Source organism: Hymenobacter tibetensis, assembly GCF_022827545.1.
GTDB classification, from domain to species: domain Bacteria; phylum Bacteroidota; class Bacteroidia; order Cytophagales; family Hymenobacteraceae; genus Hymenobacter; species Hymenobacter tibetensis.
The window spans coordinates 4,431,235-4,447,468 of sequence record NZ_CP094669.1; the positions used below are offsets into that span (position 1 = coordinate 4,431,235).

16 protein-coding genes are annotated in these 16,234 nt (G+C 57.3%); 2 read left to right on the top strand and 14 right to left on the bottom strand.

The features are described 5' to 3' along the window. Positions 1-40: 40 nt before the first annotated feature. The 11 genes from MTX78_RS17735 to MTX78_RS17785 form a co-directional block, all read right to left on the bottom strand. Positions 41-2,677, bottom strand: a complete 2,637-nt coding sequence (locus tag MTX78_RS17735) for a M56 family metallopeptidase (RefSeq protein ID WP_243797053.1) — start codon at positions 2,675-2,677, stop codon at positions 41-43. Then, on the bottom strand, positions 2,664-3,089 hold the full coding sequence (locus tag MTX78_RS17740) for a BlaI/MecI/CopY family transcriptional regulator (protein ID WP_243797054.1): 426 nt from the start codon (positions 3,087-3,089) through the stop codon (positions 2,664-2,666). Before MTX78_RS17740 ends, MTX78_RS17735 begins: the two co-directional genes overlap by 14 nt. Positions 3,090-3,238: 149 nt before the next feature. After that, positions 3,239-4,063: a DUF4097 family beta strand repeat-containing protein gene (locus MTX78_RS17745; RefSeq protein ID WP_243797056.1), complete on the bottom strand. Its 825-nt coding sequence runs from the start codon at positions 4,061-4,063 to the stop codon at positions 3,239-3,241. Between the two features lie 123 nt (positions 4,064-4,186). Continuing rightward, positions 4,187-4,915 (bottom strand): DUF4097 family beta strand repeat-containing protein, encoded by a 729-nt coding sequence (locus MTX78_RS17750; RefSeq protein ID WP_243797057.1) that lies wholly within the window; start codon positions 4,913-4,915, stop codon positions 4,187-4,189. A gap of 63 nt (positions 4,916-4,978) precedes the next feature. Further along, positions 4,979-5,869, bottom strand: coding sequence for a carboxylesterase family protein (locus tag MTX78_RS17755; RefSeq protein ID WP_243797059.1), 891 nt, complete (start codon positions 5,867-5,869; stop codon positions 4,979-4,981). Between the two features lie 23 nt (positions 5,870-5,892). After that, complete coding sequence (locus MTX78_RS17760) at positions 5,893-6,669, bottom strand: DUF4097 family beta strand repeat-containing protein (RefSeq protein ID WP_243797060.1); 777 nt, start codon at positions 6,667-6,669, stop codon at positions 5,893-5,895. Positions 6,670-6,783: 114 nt separating this feature from the next. Next, positions 6,784-7,638, bottom strand: a complete 855-nt coding sequence (locus MTX78_RS17765) for a HEAT repeat domain-containing protein (RefSeq protein WP_243797062.1) — start codon at positions 7,636-7,638, stop codon at positions 6,784-6,786. Positions 7,639-7,668: 30 nt separating this feature from the next. Next, positions 7,669-8,220, bottom strand: coding sequence for an RNA polymerase sigma factor (locus MTX78_RS17770; RefSeq protein ID WP_243797064.1), 552 nt, complete (start codon positions 8,218-8,220; stop codon positions 7,669-7,671). Positions 8,221-8,476: 256 nt separating this feature from the next. Further along, positions 8,477-8,839 (bottom strand): dihydroneopterin aldolase, encoded by a 363-nt coding sequence (gene folB, locus MTX78_RS17775; protein ID WP_243797065.1) that lies wholly within the window; start codon positions 8,837-8,839, stop codon positions 8,477-8,479. Between the two features lie 170 nt (positions 8,840-9,009). Further along, entirely contained in the window at positions 9,010-10,029 is a 1,020-nt protein-coding gene (locus tag MTX78_RS17780) for a DivIVA domain-containing protein (protein ID WP_243797067.1), read from the bottom strand. 156 nt (positions 10,030-10,185) lie between these two features. Then, positions 10,186-11,112: a WD40 repeat domain-containing protein gene (locus MTX78_RS17785; protein WP_243797069.1), complete on the bottom strand. Its 927-nt coding sequence runs from the start codon at positions 11,110-11,112 to the stop codon at positions 10,186-10,188. A gap of 158 nt (positions 11,113-11,270) precedes the next feature. On the opposite strand from MTX78_RS17785, the gene MTX78_RS17790 reads away from it, so the two are divergent. Continuing rightward, entirely contained in the window at positions 11,271-11,909 is a 639-nt protein-coding gene (locus MTX78_RS17790; protein ID WP_243797071.1) for a 4'-phosphopantetheinyl transferase superfamily protein, read from the top strand. 81 nt (positions 11,910-11,990) lie between these two features. After that, complete coding sequence (locus tag MTX78_RS17795; protein WP_243797073.1) at positions 11,991-12,581, top strand: redoxin domain-containing protein; 591 nt, start codon at positions 11,991-11,993, stop codon at positions 12,579-12,581. Positions 12,582-12,717: 136 nt separating this feature from the next. Here MTX78_RS17795 and MTX78_RS17800 read toward each other — a convergent pair whose 3' ends face one another. The 3 genes from MTX78_RS17800 to MTX78_RS17810 form a co-directional block, all read right to left on the bottom strand. Further along, complete coding sequence (locus tag MTX78_RS17800; protein ID WP_243797074.1) at positions 12,718-13,602, bottom strand: transglutaminase-like domain-containing protein; 885 nt, start codon at positions 13,600-13,602, stop codon at positions 12,718-12,720. A gap of 243 nt (positions 13,603-13,845) precedes the next feature. Beyond that, positions 13,846-15,573 carry a ubiquinone-dependent pyruvate dehydrogenase gene (gene poxB / locus MTX78_RS17805; RefSeq protein WP_243797076.1) on the bottom strand — a complete coding sequence of 576 codons (1,728 nt, stop codon included), beginning with the start codon at positions 15,571-15,573 and terminating at the stop codon, positions 13,846-13,848. Between the two features lie 68 nt (positions 15,574-15,641). Then, positions 15,642-16,109 (bottom strand): hypothetical protein, encoded by a 468-nt coding sequence (locus tag MTX78_RS17810; RefSeq protein WP_243797078.1) that lies wholly within the window; start codon positions 16,107-16,109, stop codon positions 15,642-15,644. Positions 16,110-16,234 lie beyond the last annotated feature (125 nt).

Below are 16,234 nucleotides of genomic sequence, written 5' to 3' on the forward strand. Positions count from 1 at the left end.
AAAAGCCGGCCACTGTTGCAGCAGCGGCCGGCGCGGTGATTCACTCACTCACCGAAATATCTATAGTTGATGATGATTTACTGTTGTTGGTATCGGCCGAGTGCCCGAGCAGCTTGCGGTATTTAGCGGCTAGCTCTTCTGACTGCTGCGTTCCATTTACCGTCAGTCCTTTGGCATTGACTTGCAACGAGAATCCCTTCGCGTTTTTATCAAGCAACCCATCCTGCTTCAGCTCTTCCCGAATCCGGTCGGTGTTGACGTGCGGGGCTGCCGGAGCCCGTGGCACCGCAGGTACCCGCGGTACCAGAGGCGTGCGGGGCACGGCCGGGACACGCGGAACGGCAGGAGTACGCGGGAAGGCTGGCGTGCGCGGTGCCGAAGGCGCACGCGGCGCTGGCGGAGGCGGGGGCATCTCGTCGTTGAAGGCGAAAGACGAGTTGCTGTTGCTTTGCTGCTGTATATTGACTGAGCCCGTTGCGCTCAGCTTACGGCCCGTGCTGCTTTCGTATAGCTTCACGTACTTATCACGCATTGCCTCCGACTGCTTGTTGCCGTTAACCGACATGCTCTTTTGGCTCAGCGCGAAGCTGAAATTGTTGGCATCCCGAACTAAGTTGTCTTTCGCTAGCTCAGCATACAGCGCTTTGTGCCATGCTGCCTGTTCTTTGTCGCGCTGAGCTTGCTCTTTGTTGCGGCGAGTTTGCTCTACATTACGCCGCGCCTGCTCTTCGTTACGCCGTACCTGCTCTCTGTCACGTCGGGCTTGGTCTTGGTCGCGTAGCACCTGCTCTCTGTCACGGTGGGCTTGGTCTCGGTCACGTTGAGCCTGCTCTCTGTCTTGCTTTTCTTGGGTGCGCAGCTCTTGCAGTTCCTGCATATGCTCTTGGCGCAACTCCTTCAGGTTCTCCCGCAATTCTTGCTGCTCATCGGCGCTTAAGCTTTCTTTCACCAACTGGTCTTCCAGCACCTTTTCCTCGATCTGGAATTGCTTCAGCATGCTTTGGCTGGCATCATGCAGCTCCATTGCCTGCCCAGCTTCTTGCAGTGCCAGCTTCGAGAGTTCTTCGGCATCGCTGGCATTCGGCGATCTGCCGGCTAGCGCATCGGTGGCCATTCGGTTGGAGAGGGTCTGGATTCGGTCAACATGTTCTTGGCTGCCCGCAACGGTGGTTTTCGCCTTGCCTCCGGCCTGCTCCGCTTTTTCTAGGGACGCACGGTAGGCCTCCAGCTCGGCGGCGGGCACCTTTTTGCCATCCACATACACATCCGACACTGCACCGCTTTCGTCTTTCACCACCACGGTCAGGCCTTTGATTTCGTTGAGGCGGGCCTTACCGGACTTGGTGAGCAGTTTGGGGTTGGTTTGGGCATATACCACCACCGTGTCGTCGAGCGGCTTTGCTTCGCTGGCCTCGAGCCCAACGGCAGCGTCTTCTGTGGCGCCTTGCGCTTCCATTGCAGGTGCTAGTTCTGCCGCTACCTCCTCGGCTACGTCTACGGACCCAGCCGTTTCGGTGGCCGCAGTGGGTGTAGTGAATGAAGCCGCACTCAACGACAGCACCGTACTCACAGTGAGTAGCCCAACGCTGAACAACACAACACAAGCGGCCCAGAAACCATCGGAGAATGTGGGAGCCGCTGCCCGATGCTGCACCAAGCGACGTACCCGGTTCAGCAAGGAGCCCGGAGCCCCCGCGGCTGCCATAGCCAACTTCGGGCTGAGTGTGGCGGGGGCATGTTGCAAGGCAGCCAAGGAAGCCAATGCCTGCGCCAACACCAAGGAGTCGCCGCACAGTTCGGTGGCAATATCGTCGCAGCAGTTTTCGCGCTCGGTGCGCAGGCAACCCGACAGGAACCATACGGCCGGATGGTAGAAGAACAGAATTTCAGCTACCGATTGCAGCAGGTTGAACAGATAGTCGCGGCGCATCACGTGGGCGAGTTCATGGGCCAGAATAGCTTCCAGCTCACTGCCCGACAACCCCGACGCTGCACTCATAGGCAACAGCACCACCGGCTTCAGCCAGCCTATCACTAGCGGCCCCGGAACCAGCCCGGAAGCCAGAATCTGGACTGGACGACGCAGGTTGGTACGGCTGGCCAGCGCGTCGAGGCGCGTTTGCCACTCCGCAGGGAGGGCCGCCACCCGGTAGCGCCGCAGCCGCTGTACATACGCCAGGCTACCCAAGAAGCGCAATGTCATGGCCAACATGCCAAGCAGCCAGGCCACCACCACAAAAGGCATGTTGCGTTCCAGGTACACTTTGCCTGCTGTCAGCAACTGCTGCAACCGGGAGGAGGGCTGCGTTGCCATTTCGGTTTCGGCAGCTACTATCCCGTCGGTAGTCACCAGTTGGCCGTTGTCCTGAACAACCACATCGGCAGAGGCAGCCAACGAGGTGGTAGCCGGGGCTTCCGTCAGTAACACCAGCTCATTAGTAGTGGAAGTGCTGAACGTGTGGTAGTAGTAGCCAAACGTGATACCACTCAGCACCAACAGCCCGAGCAACGAGGCGGCAGCTACCCGGTACCGCAAAGCGGCGGCATGGCGGTGCAACAGCATAAGCAGCATGGCGGCGGTCAGGGCCACCAGGGCACCTTGCCAAACCGAGTGCAGCAGTGTCCAACCCAAGGCGCGCATCAGCGCCGGCGACCCATAGTGCTCAAGCAAGTTCATCGTCTTGTTTGTTAGGGTTGGAGGGGTTGCGCTGTTCTTCAATCTGGTTGAGCAAGCTCCGAATCTGCGCCAGCTCGTCGGCGGAGGTGGTGCGGTTGCCCAGGGCCTGCATCACCATTTTCATGGCCGAACCCCCGAAGGTGGAATCCACGAACCGGTCGAGGAGCAAGCCTTGGGTTTCCTCTTCCCGCACCGCGGCCCGGTAAACGTGTGTCTTGGAATCGTCTTCGCGCAACACCAAGCCTTTATCGAGCATGAGTTGGAGCAGCTTGAGCGTGGTGGTATAGCCTACCTCACGGCGCTGGTTGAGCTGGTCGTTGGCGAACCGAACCGTGCTGGGGCCATGTTGCCACAGCACCTGAAGAATCTCCAGCTCGGATTCGGTGGGTTTGGGGATGGGGGTCTTGCTCATGGAAAGGGCTGTTTTATACTACGACATGTTTCGTACATCAAACATATACGAAACATGTCGTAGATACAAACATACTATACGAAATATTTCGTGCATCACAAGCCGGACGGCCATGACCATACTCCTAGCCGCCTCTAACCAGCACGATCCTACAGCTTCTTCATCCCCTCGATGCTGCTACTTCTCAAGTTGATACCTCCGTTGGTAGTCACCACCGAAACCAGTGCGCCCCCCTCTCCTAGCTTGGTATCTAGGCTACGGCCTATTTTCCCGGTCACCGTTATCGGATAGTCAGTGCTGAGGCCGCCGTGCTGGGTGGCGGTTTTGAGTTGCGCCGAATACGCCGCCGGAATACGCCAGTTGATGCCGCCGTTGGTGGTCGTCACGTCCAGGCCCTTGCCTTCCCACTTCTTGCCGGTGAGCGTTACGTTTACGCCACCGTTCGTGGTAGTGCCGCGCACGTCGCCCCCCAGATTAGCCAGTGAAATACCGCCGTTATGGGCCTCGAATGTAACGGCCGCCTGCGTGCCTTCAATGCTGATACCGCCGTTGTAGGTGTTCAAAGCCAGGGCAGTACGGCGCGGCACAAACACCTCGTAGCTCACCGACCAGTTGTCGTCGTTGCTGGCTTCGGCCTTGAGCACGTTGCCAGTGCTTTTGATTTGCACGGCCTTCACTTGCTCTTGCGCCGCCGTGGTGGAGCTGGCCCAGCTTTGCACCCGGGCCCGCACCCGCACATCGGCCCCGTCCCAGCCGCGCACCGCAATACCTCCGTTGCGGCGGCCATCAATGGTAAGCGTTTGGCCGGCAGCCGGAGCGGCCAGCGTCAGGTCGCGGATTTCGCAGAAACCTTTCTGCTTGTTGCCGTAGCTGTTTTCTTCGCAGGTCGAGCGGAAAGCTGGAGCGGTTGGTGTCTGGGCCAGGGCGTGCAGGCTCAGGAGCGCCAGCAGGCAAGAGGTAAGTACTGTTTTCATGATGGGTAGTTGTTTATTGCTACTTGTCTATTGTTAGGGCAAGCTGTTATGTAGTGGCGGGCAGTTGGTTAGTGCAGCCAAGGTTATTCCTCCGGGCAGCACCCTACTACGCTGGCCTATACTTTATTGCTTGGGCTTGCGGAAAAACACGTCTCCGCTAATAGATTCCAGCTTGAGCAGCGGACCACTGCCGCTGGCCAACGCCCCGCGTAATTGGTACCCCACAATGGGGTTGTCTTTCCGATTCTCGAATGCCACCTCTTGGTCGGTGTACACCTCGCCGGTAATGGTTTTCAAGGCAATGGCGGCGGCTTTGGTAGGCGGCCAGCTAACATCCACGAAGCCACTGATGGACTTGGCTTCCAGCGGCCCCGTCAGCCCCACCACGTCGATATTGCCGGTGATGGTTCGCACGCTGACATCGGCGCCCGCGGGCACCATAATGTCGTAGTTGATGGTGGAGCACACGGTCGCCCCATCCTTGGGGCCCTTGTCTGAAGAGCCGAAATAACTGCTTGTGGTTCTGTTAGGCGGACAGTCGCCGGGCTTAGCAGTGGCGAGTATCTCTTTGCTGAGGTCAGTTGCTACGGTTACGTTGCTCGACGTTTCGCTGAAAGAGAATTGCAGCGCCTCGTTGAGCTTGTTGTCGTTGATGTCGACTGTGGCCCGCACGTGCAGCTGGTTGTCGGTGGCCGGCCGGATACGAATGGCGTTGCCAAACCGCAAATCCAGCACAATTCGCTGACCAGTTTTGATGGCCGCGTTTTCCTCGATGATTTTCTGGGCGAAAGCCGGCCTGGTAGCACCGGCCATCACTCCAACAAGCAGGAAAAGCATTAGAAACCGATGCATGAGTTAGAGTTTTAGGAGGTTGGAACTGAAAAGAAAGAGTTGTCAGAGGCAAGCCCGGCAACGTCACTGCAGGAGCTTGTCGAGTAGGTTGCGCATCACTTCTTCACCATTTTTTCTGTAGATGAAGCCATGATTTCCTTGCTCAACCGTTTCTAGGTGCCAAGCGGTGGCTTCCGCTTTGTGCAGGTTGTAAGTGGCTAGCACGTTCTTGTACAGATACAGGCTATCATCTTTGGCATGCAGCGAGTAGAAGGGCTTGGCTGACAACGCCTTGAAATTGATGTCGCCTACTTGCAGCTTGGGCAGCGCGGCGAAACTGTAGAAGCCCGCAAACAAGTTGGAGTGGTGGCTAGCAAACCAAAACGTGGCGGAGCCTCCGTTCGACATGCCACCCAGGTACACTTGCTTGGCGTCGATATGATAGGTTTGCTTGGCGGCACTAACTACATCCAGCACGTATTGAAAGGAAGCCAGCTGGTTCATCCAGCCAAAGTCTTTTCTGGCGAAAGGATACAGCACAATGGCGTTGTAGCGCTCCGCCAGCGCAAATATGGATTCGGTGGCGTACTCTGGATCTTTGTACTGAAACTGCTTGGTGGACCCTACCCCACCGTGCAGGTACACAATGGTTTTATGTGGTTTAGCCGGGTCGTAGTGGGTGGGCACGTACACCCAGTAAGGCACTTGCAGCGAGTCGGCTTGTATGAAATACAACGCAACCCCAGTAGGCGCTTTCCTGAACGTGTTGCCACTGCGAGGCCGAATGGCGTTGCCGGTTGTTTTGGCTAGCCACTGCTTTTCCACGGCCGCAATGCTATCAGCCGATAGCTTTTTCTGCGCTTGAACTGGTCTGCCGACGGCTAACAGTACCAGCAAGAGTAGCAGGAAGTGCTTCCTATACCGGGCCGGCCGCTCGCTGTTGCGCTTGCTGGGCACGTACTGTTCTGGTAGCATAACGGAGCCGCGCATGGTATTCGTTACTTGGCTTTGCGCACGAATATGTCGCCGCTGATGGTTTTGAGGGACAACGTAGGACCACCGCCGTTGACGTTGCCGCTCACCGTCTGCCCGCCTATCCGGTTCATGTTGTCGGCGCCTTTACCCAGGTTGATGTCGAAGTCGGTGTAGATTTCGCCGGAGATAGAGCGCAGCGCCAAGTTGGCTTTAGTAGCGGCGGGCATCGTTACGTCTAGGTCGCCGCTGACCAGCGAGATGGAACTTGGCTCGGGGCGCATTCCAGAGAACCGCACCGTAACGTCGCCGCTGACGCTGTTGGCTACCACGGGGCCCGCCACGTTTAGCAGCTTCAGGTCGCCGCTTTTCAGGGTGGCTTCAATGCTGCCTTCCACGTCCCGAATGATTAGGTCGCCGCTGTTCCAGTTGGTTTCGGTGAATACCACCGCCGTCCGGCGTGGCACCCGAATCGTGTAGGCGGCATCTTTACGGGAGGCTTTCACCACCCGCAGCGTGTTGCCGGTGCCCGGCGTCACCGACAGCCCTATTTGGGTGTTGTCCTCGGCTGAGTTATACACAGCCCGCAGTCCTTGAGCTTGTTTGGGCAGGGCCTCGTACCCATTGCCCCGGATGACGAGTTCGTCGCCGTCGTAGCCTTCCACGGTGATGTCGCTGCCCTGCATTTCCAGGACCACTTTGCGGTCTTGACGGCTGTTGAACTTGGCTTTAAATTCTTGTGCATGCAGCCCAACACTAGCGGTGAGCAGCGTTATGGCGGTGAGAACGAAGGTCTTTTTCATGAGTTAAAATCAATAGGTCGGGAGAAGGGGGAAAGGCAATTCGCCAGGGCCACACGCTACGTAAGACATCCGGATGTCTTGCGCAGCCTGCGCGTTGTGTTGGATTAGGCAAGCCTAAATCAGCAGTCCGAGGCCATTTGCAGCTTGCTGGCGCACGGCAGGCAGTGCCTCTGGCTGGCGCGAGAGCCGTTCCAGGGTTGGCACAGCCCGCTTGTCGCGCAGGGCTACCAGCAATTCAATAAGGGTGATTTGCACGTTGGGGTCATTCTGGTTGGGCAGGGCCTGTACCAGAGCAGGGCCTACCCGAGGGTCGGCACGGAGGCGGAAAAGGGCTTCGCAGGCGGCCAGCCGCACATTGGGGTTCGGGTCGGCGTTGAGGGTGTTGATGAGCACTTGCACGGCGGGGTCGCCGGGCTGCACGGTGGCGGGCGCTTCGGCTACCAGGCTAATGCGGCGGCTGGCAGTAGCGGGCTGGCTGGTAGCAGCCGTCAGGTGAGCAGCCAATGTTTCGCTGGCAGCAGGTTGCTGAGAGGCCACATCAAGGGAAGTGGCCGGACGCAGTATCAGCCCAAACAAGGCTCCTACGGCCAGCAGCGCAATGCTAGCGGCTATCCGGAGCCAGCGGGCCGTGGGCGTCGGGGCCCAGAAGGCCACTACTTTCGCCTCGGCCGGCGCTTCTGATGGCGTAGCTGTGGCTTTGGGCAACGCCATTTTTTCTTCGGCCAACTGCGCCAGAAAGTTGTCGCGCAGGGCCAGCGGCGGCATCGGAAACACTTGGTCGTCAATGCACGCTAGTAACTCCCGTAGCTGCTTTAGTTGGGTGCGGCACGCCAGGCAGGCTGGCAAATGGGCTTCCACCTGCGCCGTTTCCACCGCCGAAAGCTCTTTTTCGGCGTAGCCAGCCAGCAACGGCGCTATGGCCTCGCAGTCGGCAGGGGTGGATGCTTGATGGTTGAAGGACTCGTTCATTGTATGGGTTCGGGGCTAGGCCCACGGTTTTTAGCTGAAGTACACTTTGCGCAACGCTTCTAAGGCACGGTGGGCTTTCACGCGGGCAGCGCCGGCCGTGCAGCCCAGCATCTCCCCTATCTCCGTGTAGTCGAAGCCCTGGAAGCGGTGCAACACCAGGATTTCGCGCTGCTCAGCTGGCAGCAGGTTCAAGGCTTCCTGCAAGGCCTGCTTTTGGTCAGCGGACTGGCAGTTGGCCTGCGCAGCGCGGCCGTGGCTGGCGGTCCGCTCCACCCCCTCGATGTCAGCGACGGGCTGTTGGCGACGGCTTTTCTGCCAGTGGTCGGCGTGTACGTGGCGGGCCAATTGGTAGAGCCACGCCCGCACCGGCTGGCCGGGCTGGTAGCTGGCTCGGTATTTCATGGCCCGGTAGAACACGTTTTGGGTGAGGTCTTGCCCCACTTCCGTGTCGCCACCGCTCAACCGGCACAGAAAGCCAAACAGCGGGCCTTGGTAGCGCTCGAACAACGGCACCATCTGGTCCAGGTTGTCAGCCTTTACCTGAGCCATTAGCTCTTCGTCGCTTGTCGCAACTACCTGCATTCTAACAAGTGAAAGAAACGTGGATGATTGATTTTGGACCGATTACCGGCGGCACGGCTATTCGTTACAAGCGGTACCAATTATTTTTCTCACCCAAGAAAGCAGCTTTCCGCCGGCTACCGATACCCGGCTTGCCAAACGCGAAAAAGCCAGCCCATAAGGACCGGCTTTTTCGTGTTTACTAGTGACTCAGGTTTACTTACAACGATGTCTATCTGACCCTTGTCAGGTCTTAAAGTAACAAGCCCAACAGACGCTAACTCCTACGCTGACGCTCCAGCGTCACGCGGGCACGGTGGCAGATGCCTCCTAAAGGTGGGTTGAATTTGGAAACGCTGATTTGTACGGCTTCGATGTAGGGAAACTCTTCCAGCACTCTGTCCAGCACGCGGTGGGCGAGATGCTCCAGTAGCCGTGCCGGGGCCAACATTTCTTCGCGCACCACGCGGTATAGCACTTCGTAGTTTACCGTTTCGTGCAGGCGGTCGGAAGCGCCAGAGGCATGCAAGTCAGTGGTGATGTAGAGGTCCACGCCATACTTATTGCCGATTTTCTGCTCCTCGTCGTAGTAGCCGTGGAACGCGAAAAACTCCATTCCCTCCAGTGCAATCTGGCCCATACTATTGGTTTGTGTGATGAACGCGGAAGTACGCGGGTGCAAGCTACAGCAACTTTCGCATCGGATACGGCAAGCTCCTTACAGACTACGGTGTATAAGAGAAGCCACTCAGTTCACCTAGGCAGGTAAACTAAGTGGCTTCTCGTGCAAACAAGCACCCGCGTCTGGGCTTATATCTCGTCGAAGAAAGACTTTTCGGTGGAGGCTACCGCCGCCATACCTGGGTGCCGGGCAGGCTCCGGCTGCGTGATTTCGGGGTGACTTGGTCCGATAGGCTGAATATCAGGAGCAGTGGGTTCCACGTAGGGCTCGGTTGGCTGCGGCACCGTGGAAGGCTCAGGCTGGTAAATACGCGAAGGATCTACGCGGCCTGGGTTTTCGTTGGGCGAAGGGTTGGGCTGAATATCGGGGCCAGGCGTTTGGGCGGGCGCGCCGGGGTCGGGCTGTTGGCCGGGCTTGGGGTTGTAGTTTTGTGGCTCAGCACGGGTTGGAGCTGGGCCGTTGAACGCAACTGACGAAGACGAAGCGGAACCACCAGCTACTGCGGCAGCCGAGGAAGTGGCAGAGGAACTAACGTGCATGGGAGCATCGGGCTGAGCTGAGTGGTCTGCAGCATCATTCCGATTCACTTTTACGCTAGCTGCACGGGAAAGGATGGCTGCGGTGCTAGCTTTCGGCTGGGCCCTCACCTTTTCCACCTTAGCCAGCGCGTCGGAAGCTAGGTTGTGCAAGTCGCGCACCAAGCCATCGAGGTGGGCTTCGAGGCGCTGGCACTCTTGACCTAAGCTGCTCACCTCCTTTTTCATTTCAGCCACCGTCTTTTCCGACTGCTGATAGGCGTCGTCCACTACCGCACGCGCCTTTTGGCGAGCGTCGGCCAAGAGTTGCTCGGCTTTCAGTTGGGCCTCCCGGATGCGTAGTTCCGCGTCGCGCTGGGCTTGTTCGGTGATGCTATTACCGGTGTCTTCAGCCGTCTTGAGGGTGCGGTACAAGCTGGTTTCCACTTCGCGCATCTTGCTCACGTCCTGCGTGGCGTGGTCGAGCTTCACGCGCAACTCGCGGTTTTCGTCGCCCATCCGCTCCCACTGCTGCGAAAGGGTGAGCAGGAAGGCTTGCACTTCGTCTTTATCAAGCCCGCGAAAAGCTTTTTCAAAAGTCTTCTGGCGAATATCGAGGGCGGTAATTTTCATTGGTCTGGGAAGCTAGGAGATGGTAGCTAGAAGCTGGGAGGTACGGATGAGGTGCTAACGAGGAAGTGTAGCGTGTTTGGTATAGTACCGCACGCAACGCTTCGTTGCTTACTGTTATACCAGACCTTGCTAGCTCCCGACTCCTATGCTCCTTCTTTAGGACAGCTGCCAAACGGCTAAGCTGCGGTCGTCGCTACACGAAACTAGCCGATTCTGGCTTCCCGGCCAAAATAACTTGTTTACAGATGTTCCGTGTCCGGCGTGCCGCGCCTTGTCCACTACGCGCAGTAAGGCCAGCGTTTCGGCGTCCCATAGCTTGATGCTCTTGTCCATGCTACACGTGGCCAGCAGCTGGCCATCTGGCGAGAAAGCCAGGTGGTTGATGGTAAACAAATGTGCCACAATATTGTGGTGCTCCACGTAGCCGGCTTCCGCGTCCCACAGGCGCAAATGGGCATCGCGCCCGGCCGTCAGCAGATAGCGCCCGTCCGGCGAATAGGATGCCGTAAAAACAGAATTCGTGCTACCCGTAAGCGTATGTTTTACAGCCAGCGTGGTGGCATCCAGAATCCGGATAAGCCAATCGGAACCGGCCACAGCTAGTTCGTTGCGCTGCTGATGAAGCGTTAGACAACGCAGGCTTTTGTCGGAGAGCGGCACTAGTTTTTCCACCCGAAAGTCATCGGCCCGCAAGACGGCCAGGGTTCCGTTGCCTAGCGCCACGTAAAGCCGCTGGTGGGTTTCGGAATACACCATATCGAAGATGGCAACCGGCGGCAGAGCGGTGGCAAAGGTTAGTTTTCGGGCGCCCAAGTCTATGGCTTGCACGCCTTGGAAATTGTGGCCCACTACCAATAGATTGCGCTCCGGCAGATGCAGCAGGGCATATACCGAGTTTTCCACTTTCGCCACCAACTCACCGTCCTGCTCGGTTGCGTTGGCATTCCAGACGGCCACCATACCATCGGCGCCGCTGGAGTAGAAGGTGCCGGTGCCCGGCGTGCCAGCTAGCGTGTACACACAGTCCTGGTGCCCGGTGAGGGCCGCGAGCTTCTGAACTTCGGGGCGGTGTGTGAAAGCCATGGCGCGAAGGTAGCGCCTGCTTGCTATTGCCAAAGAAAATAGGTTACCCTGGCCCTGCCTAGCAGCCAGCCCTGCCTTGTCGCAACAACCTTGTTCAACCGATAAGCAAGCGGAAGCTGGGCAATGCCGTCCGTTTTGCAGCAGTTACCTTCGTCTTTATGCCGCTTCACTCCCTCACTCCTCTTTCCAACCACGCTATTTTGGGCTTGTGGCTGCTGGAAGAGCCTGCCGCTACCCTCCTCCACGCTCTTCCACCGCACTATGCCCGCAGCATGCCCACGGGTCGCGACGAGACACGTAGCACCCAATGGCTAGCAGGCCGAGCCTTGGCACACGAGCTATTACGGGAGCTTACTTCAACTTCCGCGTTTCTTTGTAATGATGCAAATGGCCGTCCTTTCTTTGAGCAGTTGCCTGCATTCGCCGTTTCTCTGTCGCACTCCGGCCAGTGGGTGGCGTGCGTGCTGCGTACGCACGGGCGAGTTGGCACAGATGTTGAACTAGTTCGCGACAAAGCGCAAAAGTTGGCGCCGCGGTTTCTATCGGAAGCCGAGCAAGCCGACGCTGGCGACGAAGCAGTTAAACATAGTCTCTATTGGAGTTCCAAAGAGACGCTCTATAAACTGCACAGTCGCCGGGGCCTGGTGTTTAAAGAGCAAATTCTGCTCGACCCGTTCAAGCTGCGGGAGGCCGGTGTACTGACGGGACACCTGCTCCTAGAAAACTCTCGCAGCAAACACCAAATCCACTATCAGCGCCTCGCTTCTGATTACGTATTAACTTACTGCCTCGAGTAACAGGCGTACGAGGCATGCAAGCATCCTTTTTTGCTTGACTTTTCTGCTCAGTTGCTTGTGTCTTCACTTAGTTGTTCTCTCATGTCCCTTCGCCGAATTTCTATTATCACCGCTGCGGCCCTCCTGTTTTGTACGGTGGCCGTGGGTGTAGCCCGCGCACAGGGAGGCCGCACAGTGGATGATTTCAGCTTAAAAAACAGTGCCAACGCTGAAGTAGCCCTACGCTCCTATGCAAGCAGCAAGGCCGTGGTGGTGGTGTTTGTCAACCCAAATTGCGCCTTTACGCGTCTGTATCAGGCACGCTTGTCGGCTTTGAGCACTCAGTATGGCGGACGCGGCATACAGTTTCTGTTCATTGAAGCTCCCATTAACCTCGATGCTAGTGCCGATGCTGGCGCAAAAGCTACGGGTATTGATTTGCCTCTGCTCAGTGACGAGGGCCAGAAGGTAAGCTCGCTGCTGGGAGCTACCAAAACCCCCGAAGCAGTGGTTTTGCAACCCGTTGGTAGTGGCTTTGCCGTGCGCTACAAGGGCGCCATCGACGATAACCCGCAAGTGGAAGGAGATACCAAGGAGCACTACCTACAGCAAGTTCTCGATAATCTGCTGGGTGGCCGGCCCGCTGGCGTACCCGACAAACGAGCTGCTGGCTGCCTAATTAAGCGCAACTAGGAGCGGCAGCTTTAAGTCATAATAGCCCACAAAACGAATAAGCCCTTAACGCTCTAGCTGGCGTTAAGGGCTTATTCATTTGAAAAGGCTGTATTAAGAACAGGAAGCAGATGCTGCTTCTATCATGGGCTTTCTACTATTCTTCTCCTTCCGGTTCAGATGGCGCCTCCGTGGCGGCAGATGGCTCTTCGGTGAGGATGGCCAACAGCTTGTTTACCTCGGCAGCTTTGGCAGGCTCCTGCAGCTTCTCGAAACTTAACTGCAAGTTGCGTAGGGCCCGACGCACAATATCAACGTGGGAGCAGGGCTCGTAAAAGATGTCGTTAGGCGTCAGGTTGAGCTGCGCCACGTAATGCTCGATGTCGGTGCGTGATAAGACCAAGCCTCGGTTGTAGCAGTTGATATAGAATGGCTCCACCGCCAAGTCGTCGAGGCGGTAGGTAAGCACAAACAGGTTGGGCAGGTTCACGCCGTAGATGGGCAGGTTCAGGCGCTGCGCTACCAACAGGTAAATGACGCACAGCGTGAGCGGATTACCCCGGCGGGTTTCCAGCACGCGCTGCAACATAGAGTTGGCCGGCGAGTGGAAGTTTTGGGTGTTGGCCGCAAACTTATGCGCCTTGAACAGCACGTAGTTGAGTGCCTGCACCTGGTCGGCGGGGTGCATTTCCGGCTTCAACAGGGTCCAAACCTCGAAACGTAGCTGTTCAATAGCCCGGTTGAGCACCTGCAAGTCGGCGTCGGGATACTGATATGAGTTCAGCAGCCACATACCTTCAATTAGGTTTTCGCTGCCTGAGTCGCGCCATACTCGCAGGCGCTGTTGCAGCCCTTCAAATTGCAGCTTATGAATTAGGTCTTCAAGGCGTTGCTGCTGCTGCGAGTCCAGTGTTTCCTCCCACGATTCTTCTAGAAACGGAATCAGGCTTTCCCCAAGGGTTTGAATTTTCTCCTGAATCTGCGGCGCAACTTCGGGGTCGTCGAGCAGGGAGATAAGCGCTTTGATTTCTTTGTTGGTCATGTAATAGGTAGCGGGTGCCTAGGAGGCGGAGCAGCAAGAAGTAACAAATAAAACAACTGACACGGTATTACCGCCGCCAGCCGTTAGGAGTAAACGCAGTGGGTGGGGTGGAATGTTCAATTTAAAACGGTTTCCACCGTATTTCGAGCGGTAGCAGCAGCAAGCAACTTTCGCTACTTCACCAGACTTCTAGGTGCACGCTACCTTCCACTGCCACGCAGCCTCCAATTCAGCTTGCAATACTTACCGAAACAGGTTGGTTTTGGCTAGCTCCACCAGCTCGTCGCCACGACCGTTCATGATGGCTTTGAGCGCGTAGAGGCTGAAGCCTTTCACCTGACTGGCATCAATGGTAGGCGGCATCGACAGCTCGGTACGCTTCACCACTGCATCGAGCAGCACGGGGCCCGGGTGCGCCAGCATTTCGGCTATGGCGGTGGGCAGATCAGCGGGGTCCGTCACGCGGATGCCGTGTAGTCCGGCCGCTTCGGCTAAGTCCGCGAAGTTGGGGTTGTCCAACGCGGTGCCGTATTCCAAGTAGCCGTTAGCTTTCATCTCCAACTCCACAAACCCCAGGCTGCTGTTGTTGTACACCACTATCTTGACGGGCAGCTTCAACTGGCGAATCGTCAACAGCTCGCCAAGCAGCATGGCCAGGCCTCCATCACCTGCCATAGCAATTACTTGGCGGCCGGGGTACGTGAGCTGCGCCCCAATGGCCTGCGGCATAGCGCCAGCCATGCTGCCGTGGTTGAAGGAGCCGATAAGCCGGCGCTTACCATTGAAAAGCAAGTAACGGGCGGCCCAGATAGTAGGAGTACCCACGTCGCAGGTGAAAACAGCGTCTTCGGCGGCCTGCTCGTTTAGCAGGCGGGTCACGTACTGCGGGTGCATGCTGGTGTCGCCGGGTTCTCCGGTTGCCAGCTCATCGAGGCTTTGGCGGGTGTCGCGGTAGTGTTTCAACGACTTTTCCAGGTGCGCACGGTCGGTCTTGTGGGTGAGCTGCGGCACCAGTAGGCGTAAGGTTTCTGCTACGTCGCCTACCAAGCCTACCTCCACGCGGGTACGGCGGCCGATGTGGGCGGCTCGCACGTCTACCTGTACCACGCGCGCTTCATCGGGCAGAAACTGGATGTACGGGAAGTCGGTGCCAAGCATAAGCAGGGCGTCGCAGTTCATGATGGCCTCGTAGCCCGACGAAAACCCGAGCAACCCCGTCAGTCCTACGTCATAGGGGTTGTTGGGCTCCACAAATTCTTTGCCGCGCAAGGCATGTACAATAGGCGCGCCCAATGCTTCGGCTACCGCCAGCAACTCGGTATGCGCCCCGGCACAGCCTGCCCCGGCCAAAATTGTTACTTTCTCTACTTCGTTCAGGAGTGCAGCAGCTTCGCGCACATCCCTTTCAGCCGGGCGTAAAGTAGCCACACGGCGCAAGATGGGCAGCCTAGGGGCGGGCACATTCGGCACGTCCAGGTGTGTTACGTCGCCAGGCACCACCAGCACCGACACGCCGCGCGCACTAAGTGCGGTTTGGATAGCGGCTTCGATCATGCGCACGGCTTGTCCAGGTTGCGAAAGCAACTCACAATACGCGCTGCATTCCTTGAACGTGGTTTCGGGATGGGTTTCCTGGAAGTAGCCCGTTCCAATCTCTCCACTTGGGATTTGGGCGGCAATGGCTAACACCGGCACCCGGCTCCTGTTGCAGTCGTAGAGCCCGTTGAGCAAGTGCGTGTTGCCAGGACCACAGGACCCCGCACAAACAGCCAACGAGCCGGTGAGGTGGGCTTCGGCTCCTGCTGCAAACGCACCGGCTTCCTCGTTGCGCACATGAATCCATTCGATACCCTCGCGGGCCCGAATAACATCGGTGATGGCATTGAGTGAGTCTCCCACTACACCGTATACGCGCTGCACGCCAGCCGCCATCAAGGTATCTACTAGTATCTCCGCTACTGTCTTCGTCATTGCCTCGGGTTGAAGTCCGAAGGCTATACGGCTTCTCAGAGGGAGTGGGGACAATCGGGCGGCAGAAACTAGCCTAGCAGTCCGGCTATACCTTTCACGTTCAGCCGCGCAAACTTCCGCACTCGGTCAAACTTTGCTACTACCTCTTCCAACTCTTCGTCTTCGGGCAGTTTGGTAGGCACGTGGGTGCGTAGCAGTTCAAACACGGAGGCGGCAATATCCATATAGCCGAGAATCAACAGGTACAGTTGCTTCTTTTGGTCTTCGGAGTAGCCTTTGGTCCGAATGGCTTTCGCTAGCGTATCCAGTTGCGCAGTTTCGTCGCTGTAGAGGTCACGCAGGGCGCTACGGGACTTCAAGAAATCATCTTGCTGCTCCTGAGTTGCCGTGTGTAAGGCAAACGGGAATTCATCAACAAAAGAAGTAGCTGCTAAGAAACCTTTTTCAGCACTATACACAGCCGCTAAGTGCTTCTGCAAGCTAGTCCACAGACCAGTACGGGCTTTTTCGAAAGCGGCGGTATTCGGGTCGGTCACGTTTGGTTGGCGTCAGGATGGGCGGCAAAGGTAATAGGACTAGAAATGCCTTCTGCGCTCAGATACTGTATCTATAGATATTGATGTATTACTAAGACCTAAACCTATCATAGTTCACAGTTGAT